Source organism: Delftia sp. CH05 (assembly GCF_009827015.1).
Classification (GTDB): domain Bacteria; phylum Pseudomonadota; class Gammaproteobacteria; order Burkholderiales; family Burkholderiaceae_C; genus Comamonas; species Comamonas tsuruhatensis.
In genome coordinates this window covers 197556-212655 of sequence record NZ_WUMG01000005.1, presented here as the reverse complement: position 1 = coordinate 212655, position 15100 = coordinate 197556, and the positions used below count along the sequence as shown (strand labels likewise).

At 68.3% G+C, this 15100-nt stretch carries 12 protein-coding genes; all 12 read left to right on the top strand.

Translation table 11 applies throughout. The features are described from left to right. Nucleotides 1-35 precede the first annotated feature (35 nt). Nucleotides 36-320 carry a cell division protein FtsL gene (gene ftsL / locus GRX31_RS07235; RefSeq protein WP_012203393.1) on the top strand — a complete coding sequence of 95 codons (285 nt, stop codon included), beginning with the start codon at nt 36-38 and terminating at the stop codon, nt 318-320. Next, nucleotides 317-2065, top strand: coding sequence for a peptidoglycan D,D-transpeptidase FtsI family protein (locus GRX31_RS07230; RefSeq protein WP_013804112.1), 1749 nt, complete (start codon nt 317-319; stop codon nt 2063-2065). The genes ftsL and GRX31_RS07230 overlap by 4 nt, the downstream gene beginning before the upstream one ends. Next, nucleotides 2062-3591, top strand: coding sequence for a UDP-N-acetylmuramoyl-L-alanyl-D-glutamate--2,6-diaminopimelate ligase (locus GRX31_RS07225; RefSeq protein ID WP_016453129.1), 1530 nt, complete (start codon nt 2062-2064; stop codon nt 3589-3591). The genes GRX31_RS07230 and GRX31_RS07225 overlap by 4 nt, the downstream gene beginning before the upstream one ends. Continuing rightward, complete coding sequence (locus tag GRX31_RS07220) at nt 3588-5003, top strand: UDP-N-acetylmuramoyl-tripeptide--D-alanyl-D-alanine ligase (protein ID WP_160852032.1); 1416 nt, start codon at nt 3588-3590, stop codon at nt 5001-5003. The genes GRX31_RS07225 and GRX31_RS07220 overlap by 4 nt, the downstream gene beginning before the upstream one ends. After that, nucleotides 4994-6172: a phospho-N-acetylmuramoyl-pentapeptide-transferase gene (gene mraY, locus GRX31_RS07215; RefSeq protein WP_016448034.1), complete on the top strand. Its 1179-nt coding sequence runs from the start codon at nt 4994-4996 to the stop codon at nt 6170-6172. Before GRX31_RS07220 ends, mraY begins: the two co-directional genes overlap by 10 nt. Before the next feature lie 4 nt (nt 6173-6176). Continuing rightward, nucleotides 6177-8138, top strand: coding sequence for a UDP-N-acetylmuramoyl-L-alanine--D-glutamate ligase (gene murD / locus GRX31_RS07210; protein ID WP_160852030.1), 1962 nt, complete (start codon nt 6177-6179; stop codon nt 8136-8138). Nucleotides 8139-8143: 5 nt separating this feature from the next. Further along, nucleotides 8144-9409, top strand: a complete 1266-nt coding sequence (gene ftsW, locus GRX31_RS07205) for a putative lipid II flippase FtsW (protein WP_442874080.1) — start codon at nt 8144-8146, stop codon at nt 9407-9409. Further along, nucleotides 9406-10497 (top strand): undecaprenyldiphospho-muramoylpentapeptide beta-N-acetylglucosaminyltransferase, encoded by a 1092-nt coding sequence (murG, locus tag GRX31_RS07200; protein WP_016448031.1) that lies wholly within the window; start codon nt 9406-9408, stop codon nt 10495-10497. Before ftsW ends, murG begins: the two co-directional genes overlap by 4 nt. Then, nucleotides 10494-11927 carry a UDP-N-acetylmuramate--L-alanine ligase gene (murC, locus tag GRX31_RS07195; RefSeq protein ID WP_160852027.1) on the top strand — a complete coding sequence of 478 codons (1434 nt, stop codon included), beginning with the start codon at nt 10494-10496 and terminating at the stop codon, nt 11925-11927. Before murG ends, murC begins: the two co-directional genes overlap by 4 nt. Next, nucleotides 11924-12901, top strand: a complete 978-nt coding sequence (locus GRX31_RS07190) for a D-alanine--D-alanine ligase (protein WP_151019273.1) — start codon at nt 11924-11926, stop codon at nt 12899-12901. The genes murC and GRX31_RS07190 overlap by 4 nt, the downstream gene beginning before the upstream one ends. Next, a complete protein-coding gene (locus GRX31_RS07185; RefSeq protein ID WP_016448028.1) occupies nt 12898-13698 on the top strand; it encodes a cell division protein FtsQ/DivIB in 801 nt (266 codons plus the stop codon). The genes GRX31_RS07190 and GRX31_RS07185 overlap by 4 nt, the downstream gene beginning before the upstream one ends. Nucleotides 13699-13782: 84 nt before the next feature. Continuing rightward, complete coding sequence (gene ftsA, locus GRX31_RS07180) at nt 13783-15012, top strand: cell division protein FtsA (RefSeq protein ID WP_012203404.1); 1230 nt, start codon at nt 13783-13785, stop codon at nt 15010-15012. Nucleotides 15013-15100 lie beyond the last annotated feature (88 nt).

The window sequence follows — 15100 nt, the reverse complement described above, 5'->3', positions numbered from 1 at the left end:
CGCACGCACCGTCTGGCGCAAGAGGAGGGCGTGGCATGCTGCGCCTGAACCTCGTGCTGCTGCTGGCGGTGATGGCCAGCGCCATCTTCCTGGTGCACAACCAGTACGAGTCGCGCCGGCTGTTCACCGAACTGGACCGCGCCGTGGCCGAATCGCGCCGCCTGGCCACCGAGCAGCAGCGCCTGCAGGTGGAAAAGCGCGCCCAGGCCACGCCGCAGCGCATCGAGGTCATGGCGCGCGAGCGCCTGCAGATGAAGCCGGCGACGCCGGCCATCGCCCAGTACGTCAATGACGATGCGCGCACGGGAGTGGCTCCATGACGCGCAGCGTGCTCTACACCTCCAGCCCCTTGCTGGCGTCCAAGACACCCCTGTGGCGCAGCAAGATGATCGTGGCCATGCTGGGCCTGGGCTTTGTCGGCCTGGGTGCACGCGCGGCCTATGTGCAGGTGTTCGGCAACGACTTCTTCCAGCGCCAGGGCCAGGTGCGCTTTGCGCGCACGTTGGAGCTGCCGGCCAACCGCGGCCGCCTGCTGGACCGCAATGGACTGATCCTGGCCTCCAGCGTGCCGGCCGCCAGCATCTGGGCCATTCCCGAAGATGTCGAGCAGGATGACCCCGAGGTCAAGGCCAAGCTCAAGCAGCTGGCCGCGCTCATGGAGATGCCGCTGCCCGCGCTGATGGAAAAGCTGGCCGACGAGGACAAGACCTTCGTCTGGATCAAGCGCCAGCTCGACTGGGACGTGGGCCAGCAGATCCATGCCCTCAACATCAAGGGCATCTACCAGCGCAAGGAATACAAGCGCCAGTACCCGGAAGGCGAATCGGCCGCCCACATCGTGGGCTTCACCAATGTGGAAGACCATGGCCAGGAAGGCATGGAGCTGGCCTTCGACAAGGAGCTGGGCGGCAAGCCCGGCTCGCGCCGCGTGATCAAGGACCGCCTGGGCCGCGTGGTCGAGGGCGTGGGCGAGGAAGTGCCGCCTCAGGACGGCCGAGACATCCAGCTGTCCGTGGACAGCAAGGTCCAGTACTTCGCCTACCAGAAGCTCAAGGAGCAGGTCATCGCGCACAAGGCCAAGGCGGGCAGCGTGGTGGTCATGGATGCGCACACCGGCGAATTGCTGGCCCTGGCCAACTACCCCAGCTACGTGCCCGACAAGCGCAAGAACCTGACGGGCGAGCAGCTGCGCAACCGCGCCATCACCGACACCTTCGAGCCCGGCTCGACCATGAAGCCCATCACCATCGGCCTGGCGCTGGAGTCGGGCCGCTTCAAGCCGGAAACGCCCATCGACACCACGCCGGGCCGCGTCAACGTCACGGGCTCGACGATTTCCGACACCCACAACTACGGCCTGCTCACCGTGGCCGGCGTGATCCAGAAGTCCAGCAACGTGGGCACGACCAAGATCGCGCTGCAGATGCCGGCCAAGGAAATGTGGGAAACCTTCTCGGCCGTGGGCTTCGGCCAGAAGCCGCAGATCTCCTTTCCCGGCGCCGCCAGCGGTCGCCTGCGTCCCTACAAGACCTGGAGGCCGGTGGAGCAGGCCACCATGGGCTATGGCTACGGCCTGTCCGCCAGCCTGCTGCAGATGACGCGCAGCTACACCGTCTTTGCCAACGGCGGGCGCGTGATCCCGGCCACCATGGTCAAGACCGACGAGCCGCCCGTGGGCGTGCCCGTGTTCTCTCCGCGCACGGCCAACGAGGTGCGCAAGATGCTGGCCCTGGCGGCCGGCCCCGGCGGCACGGGCCAGCGCGCCCAGACCATCGGCTACTCGGTGGGCGGCAAGTCGGGCACGGCCCGCAAGCAGCAGGGCAAGGGCTATGCCGCCGGCAAGTACCGCGCCTGGTTCACGGGCATGGCGCCCATCGAGAACCCGCGCATCATCGTCGCCGTGATGGTGGACGAGCCCAGTGCCGGCACCATCTACGGCGGCACCGTGGCGGCACCCGTGTTCAGCGAAGTGGTGCAGCAGACGCTGCGCCTGATGGGCGTGCAGCCCGATATGGAAGTCAAGCCCTTGATCGTCGCCAATCCCGTGGAGGAGCCCTCGCTATGAGTTCCTCCCAAGCCCTGCTGATGCTGTCGTCGGCCACCGAGGCTGTCCAATGGCTGGCCGCCCGCCTGCAAGGCAGCGGCACGCTGCAGACCGACAGCCGTAAGGTCCGGCCCGGCGACGCCTTCATTGCCTGGCCCGGCGCGGCCACCGATGGCCGCGCCCATGTGGCCTCGGCCCTGGAGCGCGGCGCCGTGGCCTGCCTGGTCGAAGCGCAGGGCGTCGAGCCCTTCGGTTTTTCCGGCGAGCACATTGCGGCCTTGCCCGGCCTCAAGGCCGCCACGGGCCTGATCGCCGACCAGTGGTTCCAGCATCCCAGCGCCCGGATCGACGTGCTGGCCGTCACCGGCACCAACGGAAAGACCACCACGGCCTGGTGGCTGGCGCATGCGCTGGCCCAGGTGAAGCTGCAGGAACGCAGCGGCTGCGCCCTGGTGGGCACGCTGGGCGTGGGCATCCCGCCCGCCCTGGAATCCACGGGCATGACCACGCCCGACCCGGTGCGGCTGCAGCGCGCATTCCGCGAGTACGCCGATGCGGGCCTGGCGGCCTGCGCCATCGAGGCCTCGTCCATCGGCATCGTCGAGCACCGGCTGGATGGCACGCGCATCCGCGTGGCGATGTTCACCAATTTCACGCAGGACCATCTCGACTACCACGGCAGCATGCAGGCCTACTGGGATGCCAAGGCCGCGCTGTTCGACTGGCCCGGCCTGCAGGCCGCCGTCGTCAATGTGGACGACGCGCACGGCGCGCGCCTGTGGGCCACGCTGCAGTCGCGCCCATCCTCTGCCGCGCTCGATGTCTGGAGCATTTCCATCGAGGGCGCGGCGCGCCTGCAGGCCAAGGACATCGCGCTGGGCGCCGAGGGCCTGAGCTTCACCGTGATCGAGGCCGGCCACAGCCTGCGCATGCACACGCGCATGGTGGGCCAGTACAACGTATCCAACCTGCTGGGTGTGCTGGCAGCGCTGCGCTGCCTGGGCCTGAGCCTGGACCAGGCCGTCGCTGCCTGCGCCCACCTGGAGCCCGTGCCCGGCCGCATGCAGCAGATCGTCCAGCCCGGCCAGCCGCTGGTGGCCGTGGACTACGCCCACACGCCTGACGCGCTGGACAAGGCCCTGCGCGCCTTGCGCCCGGCCGCCGAGCAGCGCCAGGGCCGGCTGTGGTGCGTGTTCGGCTGCGGTGGAGACCGCGATGCCACCAAGCGGCCGCTCATGGGGCAGGCCGCCCAGAAGAATGCCGACTGCGTGCTGGTCACCAGCGACAACCCGCGCAGCGAAGTGCCCGACCGCATCATCGACCAGATCCTGGCCGGCATGCAGCCGGGCGAGAACCTGCAGTCCCAGGCCGATCGCGCGGCGGCCATCGCCCAGGCGATCGCGCACGCCAGCGAACGCGACGTGGTGCTGATCGCCGGCAAGGGACATGAGGACTACCAGGAGACGGCAGGCCAGCGCCATCCGTTCTCCGACATGGCCGAGGCGCGCAAGGCGCTGGCGGCCCGTGAAGGAAAGAAGCGGTCATGATGACCTTGCAACAAGCGCTGGAGCTGATCCAGTCGCATATCCCCCAGGCACGGCTGGTCGGCAACGGCCAGACCGTGCTCACGCGCGTGCACACCGACACCCGCACGCTGCAGGCCGGGGATCTGTTCGTCGCCTTGAAGGGCGAGCGTTTCGATGCCAACCAGTTCCTGGTCCAGGCCCGCGAGGCCGGTGCCGCCGCAGCCCTGGCCCATGGCGGCCTGGAGGCTGCAGGCCTGTCCGGCATCGAAGTGCCCGATTCGCTGGCCGCCCTGGGCGCGCTGGCCACGGCCTGGCGCGCGTGCTTTGCGCTGCCGCTGATCGCCGTCACCGGCAGCAACGGCAAGACCACGGTCACGCAGATGGTGGCCTCCATCCTGCGTGCCCATGCGGGCGAGGCGGCGCTGGCCACGCGCGGCAACTTCAACAACTCCATCGGCCTGCCACTGAGCCTGATGCGCATGACCGGCCAGCACCGCGTGGCCGTGCTGGAGATGGGCATGAACCATCCCGGCGAGATTGCCGAGCTGGCCGCCATCGGCCAACCCACGGTGGCCCTGGTCAACAACGCCCAGCGCGAGCACCAGGAATTCATGCACACGGTCGAGGCCGTGGCGCGCGAAAACGGCAGCGTGCTGCTGGCCCTGCCCGCCGACGGCGTGGCCGTGTTCCCCGCAGGCGACACCTACACGCCGCTGTGGCGTGAGCTGGCGGGCGCCCGCCAATGCCTGCTGTTCGGCGAGTCTGGCGACGGCGCCCATATCCACGCGCGTGACGCGCTGTGGCTGGGCGATGCCTGGCAGTTCACCCTGGCCACGCCCGAGGGCGAGGCGCCGGTGCGCCTGCACATCGCCGGCCGCCACAACGTGCGCAACGCGCTGGCCGCAGCGGCCTGCGCCCAGGCGGCCGGCGTGCCGCTGGCCGACATCGCACGCGGCCTGAGCGTGTTCGAGCCCGTGCAGGGCCGCTCGCGCGCGCTGAGCGTTTCGGTGCAAGGTCGCCCGGTCACCGTGATCGACGACAGCTACAACGCCAATCCCGATTCGGTGGCCGCGGCCATCGAGGTACTGCGCGAACTGCCCGCTCCCCAGCTGCTGGTGCTGGGCGACATGGGCGAGGTCGGCGACCAGGGGCCGCAATTCCATGCCGAGGCGGGCGCGCTGGCGCGCAGCCTGGGCATTGCCCGGCTGTTCACGCTGGGCGCGCAAAGCACATCCGCCGCCACCGCATTCGGTGCAGGTGCCCGGCATTTCGAAGACATGGCCTCGCTGCAACAGGCAGCCTGTGCCGCGCTGCCCGAGGTGGGTAGCATTCTGGTCAAGGGTTCGAGGTTCATGAAGATGGAGCAGGTGGTTCAGGCGGTCGAGGCGGCCGGCAAGGATGACGGTTGCAAGAAGGAGGCCGCATGCTGCTGATGCTGTCCCAATGGCTGCAGGGCCTGTCCCCCGAGTTCGGCTTTCTGCGCGTCTTCCAGTACCTCACGATGCGTGCCGTGATGGCCGCGCTCACGGCCCTGGTCATCGGCCTGCTGGCCGGGCCGCGCCTGATCCGCATGCTGACCTCGCTCAAGATCGGCCAGCCCGTGCGCGGCTACGGCATGGAAACCCATCTGGCCAAGAGCGGCACGCCCACCATGGGCGGGGCGCTGATCCTGCTGTCCATCGCCGTGTCCACGCTGCTGTGGTTCGACCTGTCCAACCGCTTCGTCTGGATCGTGCTGCTGGTCACCCTGGGCTTCGGCACCATCGGCTGGGTCGATGACTGGCGCAAGGTGGTCAACAAGGACCCCGAGGGCATGCGCTCGGGCGAGAAATATTTCTGGCAGTCCGTCATCGGACTGCTGGCCGCGCTCTACCTGGTGTTCTGCATTTCGGAGAACACCAATGCCCAGGTCTTCGAGCTGTTCGTGACCTGGGTGCAGTCGGGCTTTTCGCTGGACCTGCCCCCCAAGGCCGGCCTGCTTGTTCCCTTCTTCAAGGAAGTCAGCTACCCGCTGGGCGTGCTCGGCTTCGTGGTCATGACCTACCTGGTCATCGTGGGCGCCAGCAATGCGGTGAACCTGACCGATGGCCTGGACGGCCTGGCCATCATGCCTGTGATCATGGTGGGCTCGGCCCTGGGCATCTTTGCCTACGTCACCGGCAATGCCGGCTACGCCAAGTACCTGCTGTTCCCGCACATCCCGGGCTCGGGCGAGCTGCTGGTGTATTGCGCGGCCATGGCCGGAGCGGGTCTGGCCTTTCTGTGGTTCAACGCCCATCCGGCCCAGGTCTTCATGGGCGACGTGGGCGCGCTGGCGCTGGGCGCTTCGCTGGGCACCATCGCCGTGATCGTTCGCCAGGAAATCGTGCTGGCCATCATGGGCGGCATCTTCGTGGTCGAGGCGCTGTCGGTGATGCTGCAGGTCACCTGGTTCAAGTTCACCAAGAAGCGCTATGGCGAAGGCCGTCGCCTGCTCAAGATGGCGCCGCTGCACCACCATTTCGAGAAGAGCGGCTGGAAGGAAACCCAGGTCGTGATCCGCTTCTGGATCATCACCATGCTGCTGTGCCTGCTGGGCCTGTCCACGCTGAAGCTGAGGTGAGTCCATGAACACCGAAGACTTCAAGACCGAACCTCCTGCGCTGCCGGCTGGCGAGCCCGCTGTCCCGGCGCTGCATGCCGAACTGGCCAAGGGGGCCGACTTTGCCTCGGAGTCTGCCGGCGAGCGGGCGGACGAGCCGGTCGCGGATCCGGTCCTGGACGATTCGCCGGCTGCGGCTCTGGAAGGTGCAGAGCAGCCGCTGGCTGCGGAGCCTTCGCAGGCGCTTGGGCTTGAGGCAGCCCCGGCCCCTGCGGCGATGACCGAGCCTGTACCCGACATCTCCACGCTGACGGCAGCCAGGGATGCCGCTGCCTTCGTGGCCCAGATCTTTGCCGACCCCAGCATCTCGGATTCCTCCGACGCCGAGGTCACCCCGGTCGCCACCGAAGAGGCGGTTGAAGCCGAACAGGTACTGCCACCCGTGGCTGCCGGCTGGCCCGGCGAGCAGGCCCAGCACCTGCAGGGCCAGCGCGTGCTCATCCTGGGCCTGGGCGCCTCGGGCCTGGCCATGGCGCGCTGGTGCGTGCGCTGCGGCGCCGAAGTCATCGTGGCCGATACGCGCCAGGCGCCGCCCCAGCTGCAACAGCTGTCCGCCGAACTGCCCCAGGCGCGCTTCGTGCCCGGAGATTTCACGGCCCAGCTGGTGGACGGCCAGAGCCTGGGGCTGGTCTACCGCTCGCCCGGCCTGAGCCCGGCCGCCGTGGCGCCCGTGGTCGACACGGCCCGGGCCCAGGGCCTGCCCGTGGGCGGCGAACTCGATCTCTTCGCCATGGCGCTCAAGGCCCTGGCCGCAGCCCATGGCTACCGTCCCACCGTGCTGGGCATTACCGGAACCAATGGCAAGACCACGGTGACCTCGCTGACCGGGCAACTGCTGGAGCATGCCGGCCTGCGCGTGGCCGTGGCCGGCAATATCGGCCCCACGCTGCTGGACACGCTGACCCAGGCCATCGATGCCGAAACGCTGCCCCAGGCCTGGGTGCTGGAGCTGTCCAGTTTCCAGCTCGACGGCGTGCAGATGTTCGAGCCCACGGCCGCTGCCGTCCTCAATATCACCCAGGACCACCTGGACTGGCACGGCAGCCTGCGCGCCTATGCCGATGCCAAGGCCTGTATCTTCGGCAGCAGCGGCATCATGGTGCTCAACCGCGAGGACCCCGAGGTCATGCGCATGCTGCCGGCACCCGTGGTGCCGCCGGGCAAGCGCCAAAAGCCCCAGCAGCGCGCCCACATCACCTTCGGCGGCGACATGCCGCGCCGCCCCGGCGACTTCGGTCTGGAAGTGGTCAGCGGCATGACGTGGCTGGTGCGCGCCCATGAGGCCAACGAAACCGCCAAGGGCAAGAACGCCGAAGACCTGTACATCCAGCGCCTGATGCCCGCCGACGCGCTGCGCATCCGCGGCCGGCACAACGCCATCAATGCCCTGTCCGCCCTGGCCCTGGCCAGCGCGGGCGGCTGCACGCTGGCGCCCCTGCTCTACGGCCTGCGCGAGTACCGGGGCGAGCCGCACCGCGTCCAGCCCATCGGCCGCGTCAACGGCGTGGAGTACTACGACGACAGCAAGGGCACGAACGTGGGCGCCACCGTGGCCGCGCTGTCGGGCCTGGGGCCTGACCACCGCATCGTGGTCATCCTGGGCGGTGACGGCAAGGGCCAGGATTTCTCTCCGCTGGCCGCACCCGTGTCGCGCCACGTGCGCGCCGCCGTGCTGATCGGCCGCGACGCGGGCCGCATCCGCGCTGCGCTGCAGGACTGCGGCGTGCCCCTGGTCGATGCCACCACCATGGCCGATGCCGTGGAGCTGGCCGCCTCGCGCGCCCATGAAGGCGACGCCGTGCTGCTGTCGCCCGCCTGCGCCAGCCTGGACATGTTCCGCAACTACGAGGACCGGGCCCACCAGTTCGTCGATGCCGTGCGCGCGCTGGCGCTGGATGCCGGGCATGAACTCGGAGGTGCTGCATGAGCGCGATGAACGCCATGAACCAGGCCCTGGGCCGCATGCGCTCCTGGTTCGGAGGCGCGCAGGAAAAGGCCATCGACGTGCTGCCCGTGCGCCTGGGCGGTCCCCAGTACCACCGGCCCACGCAGACGCCGGCCAGCGTGCTCGGCCTGGACCAGGCCCTGATCTGGGTGGTCATAGGCCTGCTGGCCTGGAGCCTGGTCATGGTGTATTCGGCATCGATCGCCATGCCGGACAATCCGCGCTTCGGCAAGATCGCGCCCACCCATTTCCTGATGCGCCATGCCATGTCCATAGGCATGGCCTTCGTCGGCGCGCTGCTGGCCTTCCAGGTGTCCATGGCCACCTGGGAGCGCATGGCGCGCAAGCTCTTCCTGGTGTCCCTGGTCCTGCTGGTGGCCGTGCTGATCCCGCATGTGGGCACCGTGGTCAACGGCGCGCGGCGCTGGCTGTCCCTGGGCATCATGAACTTCCAGCCGTCCGAGCTGGCCAAGTTCGCCGTGCTCATCTATGCGGCCGACTACATGGTGCGCAAGATGGAGGTCAAGGAGCGCTTCTTCCGCGCCGTGCTGCCCATGGGGCTGGCCGTGGTGCTGGTCGGGGTGCTGCTGCTGGCCGAGCCCGACATGGGCGCCTTCATGGTGATCGTGGTGATCGCCATGGGCATCCTGTTCCTGGGCGGCGTGAACGCGCGCATGTTCTTCCTGATCGCGGCCCTGGTGGTGCTGGCCTTCGTGCTCATCATCGCCACCTCCGAATGGCGGCGCGAGCGCATCTTTGCCTACCTCAATCCCTGGGATGAAAAGCATGCCCTGGGCAAGGGCTACCAGCTGTCGCATGCGTTGATCGCCATCGGGCGCGGCGAGATCTTCGGCGTGGGCCTGGGCCGCRGCGTCGAAAAGCTGCACTGGCTGCCCGAGGCGCACACCGACTTTCTGCTGGCCGTGATCGGCGAGGAATTCGGCCTGGTCGGCGTGCTCCTGATCGCCGTCACCTTCCTGTGGCTCACGCGCCGCATCATGCTCATAGGGCGGCAGGCCATTGCGCTGGACCGGGTGTTCTCCGGCCTGGTGGCCGAGGGCATTGCGATCTGGATGGGCTTCCAGGCCTTCATCAACATGGGCGTGAACCTGGGCGCGCTGCCGACCAAGGGACTGACGCTGCCCCTGATGAGCTTCGGCGGGTCGGCCATCCTCATGAATCTGATAGCGATAGCGGTGGTGTTAAGGGTGGACTACGAGAACAAGTTGCTGATGAAGGGAGGGCATGCATGACGCAGTCCACCTCTCAAGGCACGCAACGCCAGCGCACGGCCCTGATCATGGCCGGCGGCACGGGCGGCCATATCTTCCCGGGCCTGGCCGTGGCCCAGGCGCTGCGCGAGCGCGGCTGGAACGTGCGCTGGCTGGGCGCCCCCGGCTCCATGGAGTCCCGCATCGTGCCGGCCCAGGGCTTCCCGCTGGAGACCATCGAGTTCTCGGGCGTGCGCGGCAAGGGCATCATGACCCTGGCCTTTTTGCCCATGCGCCTGCTGCGTGCCTTCTGGCAGGCGCTGGCCGTGGTGCGCCGCGTCAAGCCCGACGTGGTCGTGGGCCTGGGCGGCTACATCAGCTTTCCTGGCGGCATGATGGCCGTGCTGGCCGGCAAGCCCCTGGTGCTGCATGAGCAGAACTCCGTGGCCGGCATGGCCAACAAGGTGCTGGCCAGCGTCTCCCACCGCATCTTCACCGCCTTCCCCAACGTGTTCCCCAAGGGCCGCTGGGTCGGCAACCCCTTGCGCCAGGCCTTCACCGAGCAGCCCGCGCCCGAGCAGCGCTTTGCGGGCCGCAGCGGACCGCTGCGCCTGCTGGTGGTGGGCGGCAGCCTGGGCGCCAAGGCGCTCAACGAGATCGTGCCGCAGGCGCTGGCCCTGATTCCGGCCGATGTGCGCCCCGTCGTGCTCCACCAAAGCGGCGCCGCACAGATCGACGCCCTGCGCGCCAACTACGCGGCGGCAGGCGTGCAGGCCGAGCTGACGCCCTTCATCGACGATACGGCCCGCGCCTTTGCCGAGGCCGATGTCATCGTCTGCCGCGCCGGTGCCAGCACGGTCACCGAGATCGCGGCCGTGGGCGCAGCCGCCATCTATGTGCCTTTCCCGGCCGCCGTGGACGACCACCAGACCGCGAACGCGCGTTTCCTGGTCGATGCCGGTGGTGGATGGTTGATGCAACAAAGCGCACTGACTGCCCAAAGCCTGGCCGAAATGCTACAAAATATGCAGCGTGCGACGCTGCTGGAGCGCGCTGGAAAAGCCAAGAAAATGCAAAAGACCGAAGCCACCGCCGAGGTGGTCGCCGCCTGTGAGGAACTGGCCGCATGAAGCACGCCATTCATCACATCCATTTCGTCGGCATCGGCGGCGCCGGAATGAGCGGCATCGCCGAGGTGCTGCACAACCTGGGTTACGCCGTCTCGGGCTCGGACCTGTCCGACAGTGCCACGCTGCGCCGGCTCGCAGGCCTGGGCATTGCCACCCACGTCGGCCATGCGGCCGCGAACATCGAGGGGGCTGACGCCGTCGTCACCTCCACCGCCGTGCAGTCCGACAACCCCGAGGTGGTCGCGGCGCGCACGCACAAGATCCCCGTCGTGCCGCGTGCGCTCATGCTGGCCGAGCTGATGCGCTTCAAGCAGGGCATCGCCATCGCAGGAGCCCACGGCAAGACCACGACCACCAGCCTGGTGACCAGCGTGCTGGCCGAGGCCGGGCTGGACCCGACCTTCGTCATCGGCGGCAAGCTCAACAGCGCGGGCGCCAACGCCAAGCTGGGCCAGGGCGACTACATCGTGGTCGAGGCGGACGAGTCCGACGCCTCCTTCCTGAACCTGCTGCCCGTGATGGCTGTCGTCACCAACATCGACGCCGACCACATGGAAACCTACGGCCATGACTTCGGCCGGCTCAAGGGCGCCTTCGTCGACTTCCTGCACCGCATGCCGTTCTACGGCCGCGCCATCGTCTGCGTGGACAGCCCGGCCGTGCGCGAGATCCTGTCCCAGGTGGCCCGCCCCGTGACCACCTACGGCTTTGCCGAGGACGCCCAGGTGCGCGCCCTCAACGTGCGCGCCGAGGCCGGCCGCATGCATTTCACGGTGCGCCGCAGCAACGGCCAAAGCTATCCCGACCTGGACGTGGTGCTGAGCCTGCCGGGCGAGCACAACGTGCTCAACGCGCTGTCGGCCGTGGCCGTCGCCATGGAGCTGGAGATTGCCGACGAGGCGCTGCTGCGCGCCTTCGAAAGCTTCAAGGGCGTGGGCCGGCGCTTCCAGCGCTATGGCGAACTGGCGGCTGCCGACGGCGGCAGCTTCACCGTCATCGACGACTACGGGCACCACCCTGTCGAGATGGCGGCCACGCTGGCTGCTGCGCGCGGCGCCTTCCCGGGCCGCCGCCTGGTGCTGGCCTTCCAGCCGCACCGCTACAGCCGCACGCGCGATTGCTTCGAGGATTTCGTCAAGGTCATCGGCCTGGCCGATGCCGTGCTGCTGACCGAGGTCTATGCGGCCGGCGAGGCGCCGGTGGTGGCGGCCGATGGCCGCTCGTTGGCGCGCGCCCTGCGCGTGGCCGGCCGGGTCGAGCCGGTCTTTGTGGAAGACGTTGCCGAGCTGCCGGCGGCCCTGGCCGCCCACGCCCGCGATGGCGACGTGCTGTTGTGCATGGGGGCCGGCTCGATTGGCGCCGTGCCCGGAAAGTTGGTTGAAATGCTTCAGAAACAAACGCTGCAGGCGCAGCAGGGAGCTGCGCAATGAGCAGCTTCGGCACCCAGATCGATGTCAAGGCCCTGGGCAAGGTGGCCGTGCTGTTGGGCGGCCGCTCGGCCGAGCGCGAGGTCTCGCTGATGTCGGGCACGGGCGTGCTCAAGGCCCTGCTGTCGCAGGGCGTGGATGCCCATGCCTTCGACCCCGCCGAGCGGGACCTGGGCGAGTTGAAGAAGGACGGTTTCGACCGCTGCTTCATCGCGCTGCATGGCCGCTACGGTGAGGACGGCACGGTGCAGGGCGCGCTGGAGCTGCTGGGCATCCCGTACACGGGCCCCGGCGTGATGGCCTCCAGCATCGCCATGGACAAGATCATGACCAAGCGCATCTGGCGCTTCGAGGGTCTGCCCACACCCGACTGGCGGCTGGTCGCCAGCGCCGACGAGACCCGCGCCGCGCTGCAGGCACTGGGCGCGCCCATGATCGTCAAGCCCTCGCGCGAGGGCTCGACCATCGGCCTGACCAAGGTCTGGACAGCCGAGGAATGCGAGCAGGCCTATGTGCTGGCCTCCCGGTACGACCCCGAAGTGCTCTGCGAAGAGTTCATCGAAGGCGACGAGACCACCTGCCCCGTGCTCGGAACCGGCGAGGGCGCCCACGCCCTGCCCGTGATCCGCATCGTCGCGCCCGAAGGCAACTACGACTACCAGAACAAGTACTTCACCGACGACACCCAGTACCACTGCCCCAGCGGCCTGCCTGCCGAGGAAGAGGCCGAGATCCGGCGCATCGTCGTGCGGGCCTTCCGCACGCTGGGCTGCCGCGGCTGGTCGCGCGCCGACATCATGATCCGCGGCAGCGACCGCAAGCCCTTCCTGCTGGAGATCAACACCTCGCCGGGCATGACGGGCCACTCGCTGGTGCCCATGTCGGCCCGCGCCATCGGCGTGAGCTACGAAAACCTGTGCCTGGGCATCCTGGCCAGCGCCGCGCTGGACGCGCAACCGGAGCAGGAGCACGCATGAGCTACTCCCTGCCGGCCCCCTTCGACGTCAAGCTCATGAACGTGACCGCCACGGTCCTGTTCGTGGGCGTGGCTGCGCTGGGGCTGGCAGCGGTGAGCTGGTGGGCGCTGCGCCATCCGGCCTTCAATATCGGCCGCATCGTGGTCGAGGGCGAGCTGGTGCACAACAACGCAGTGACGCTGCGCGCCAATGTGGCGCCGGTGCTCACGGGCAACTTCTTCACCGTGGATCTCAAGGCCGCCAAGGCGGCGTTCGAGCAGGTGCCCTGGGTGCGGGAGGCGCAGGTGCGCCGCGACTATCCCAACAGCCTGCGCGTCATCCTGCACGAGCATGTGGCCGAGGCCTTCTGGGGGCCTGATTCGGGCACCGGCCTGGTCAACAGCTTCGGCGAGGTCTTCGAGGCCAACCTGGGCGAGCTGGACCGCGACGGCCTGCCGCGCCTGCAGGGCCCAGAGGACAGCGCCCCGCAGATGCTGCAGATGTACCGGCTGCTGGTGCCGGCGCTGGGGCCGCTGGATGTGGAGATCGACGGGCTGACGCTCAATGCGCGCGGCAGCTGGCAGCTCAGGCTGGCCAACGACGCACAGATCGAACTGGGTGGCGGCAGCGTGGAGGCCGTGCTGCAACGCGTGCAGCGCTTCGTGCGCACGCTGCCCCAGATCACGACCCAATACAAGCGCAAGGCCGACGCCATCGAGTCGGCCGACCTGCGCTACGAAGACGGATATGCGCTGAGGCTGCGCGGTGTGACCACCGGCACGGCCAAGGCGCCGGCTGCAGTGCGTCCCCGACGCTGAAGACGAGGGAGGACAGACCTATGTACATGCACACCAAGCAGCGACACAGCGACAGGACAGAACCAACCGGGGGCGGATGCTGATATGGCAAGAGAATACAAAGATGTGATCGTCGGACTGGACATCGGCACGGCCAAGGTCATGGTCGTGGTCGCCGAGGTCCTGTACAACGGCGAACTCAAGCTCGCAGGCCTCGGCGTGGCCCCGAGCAACGGACTCAAGCGGGGCGTGGTGGTCAACATCGACGCCACGGTGCAGAGCATCCAGCAGGCGCTGAAGGAGGCCGAGCTGATGGCCGACTGCAAGATCCAGCGCGTGTGCACCGGCATCACCGGTAGCCACATCCGCGGCCTGAACTCCAGCGGCATGGTGGCCATCAAGGACAAGGAAGTCACGGCCACCGACGTGGCGCGGGTGATGGAGACGGCCAAGGCCATCAACATCTCCTCGGACCAGCGGCTGCTGCTGGTCGAGCCGCAGGAATTCGTGATCGACGGCCAGGAAGTGCGCGAGCCCATCGGCATGAGCGGCATCCGCCTGGAGGCCAAGATCCACATCGTCACGGGCGCGCAGAGCGCGGCCGAGAACATCATCAAGTGCGTGCGCCGCTGCGGCCTGGAGGTCGAGCAGCTGCTGCTCAACCCGCTGGCATCGAGCCAGGCCGTGCTCACCGATGACGAGCGCGAGCTGGGCGTGGCCGTGGTCGATATCGGCGCGGGCGCCACCGACGTGGCCATCTTCACGGGCGGCGCCATCCGGCACACGGCCGTGATTCCCATCGCGGGCGACCTGATCACCAGCGACATCGCCATGGCGCTGCGCACGCCCACCAAGGACGCCGAGGACATCAAGGTCGAAAGCGGCTATGCCAAGCAGCTGCTGGCCGACCCCGACGCCCAGGTCGAAGTGCCGGGCCTGGGCGACCGCAGCCCGCGCATGATCAGCAAGCAGGCGCTGGCCGGCGTGATCGAGCCGCGCGTGGAAGAGATCTTTTCTTTGGTGCAGCAGGTGGTGCGCGATTCAGGCTACGAGGAAGTGCTGTCCTCGGGCATCGTGCTGACCGGCGGCAGCGCCGTCATGCCGGGCATGGTGGAACTGGGCGAGGACATCTTCCTCAAGCCCGTGCGCCGCGGCATCCCCAAGTATTCGAGCGCATTGGCTGACATGGTGGCTCAACCCCGCGCTGCCACCGTGATGGGATTGCTCGAAGAGGCCCGCCTGGCTCGCCTGCGCGGTTTCAAGGTGGCACAAAAGAGTGGGTCGATGAAGACCGCTTTTGGCCGTTTCAAAGACTTCATCGTGGGGAACTTTTGATATGTGCTTTCATCGACTGCGCATTACCGGCCCGCCCACCGGCTTCCGAATACCGGACAGAAGACAGAATTTTCCCCAGACGGTGGTG

What these genes read in the sequence shown, in the direction of transcription:
- ftsL (WP_012203393.1), top strand. Translation starts at nt 36, where the DNA reads ATGCTGCGCCTGAACCTCGTGCTGCTGCTGGCGGTGATGGCCAGCGCC.
- GRX31_RS07230 (WP_013804112.1), top strand. Translation starts at nt 317, where the DNA reads ATGACGCGCAGCGTGCTCTACACCTCCAGCCCCTTGCTGGCGTCCAAG.
- GRX31_RS07225 (WP_016453129.1), top strand. Translation starts at nt 2,062, where the DNA reads ATGAGTTCCTCCCAAGCCCTGCTGATGCTGTCGTCGGCCACCGAGGCT.
- GRX31_RS07220 (WP_160852032.1), top strand. Translation starts at nt 3,588, where the DNA reads ATGATGACCTTGCAACAAGCGCTGGAGCTGATCCAGTCGCATATCCCC.
- mraY (WP_016448034.1), top strand. Translation starts at nt 4,994, where the DNA reads ATGCTGCTGATGCTGTCCCAATGGCTGCAGGGCCTGTCCCCCGAGTTC.
- murD (WP_160852030.1), top strand. Translation starts at nt 6,177, where the DNA reads ATGAACACCGAAGACTTCAAGACCGAACCTCCTGCGCTGCCGGCTGGC.
- murG (WP_016448031.1), top strand. Translation starts at nt 9,406, where the DNA reads ATGACGCAGTCCACCTCTCAAGGCACGCAACGCCAGCGCACGGCCCTG.
- murC (WP_160852027.1), top strand. Translation starts at nt 10,494, where the DNA reads ATGAAGCACGCCATTCATCACATCCATTTCGTCGGCATCGGCGGCGCC.
- GRX31_RS07190 (WP_151019273.1), top strand. Translation starts at nt 11,924, where the DNA reads ATGAGCAGCTTCGGCACCCAGATCGATGTCAAGGCCCTGGGCAAGGTG.
- GRX31_RS07185 (WP_016448028.1), top strand. Translation starts at nt 12,898, where the DNA reads ATGAGCTACTCCCTGCCGGCCCCCTTCGACGTCAAGCTCATGAACGTG.
- ftsA (WP_012203404.1), top strand. Translation starts at nt 13,783, where the DNA reads ATGGCAAGAGAATACAAAGATGTGATCGTCGGACTGGACATCGGCACG.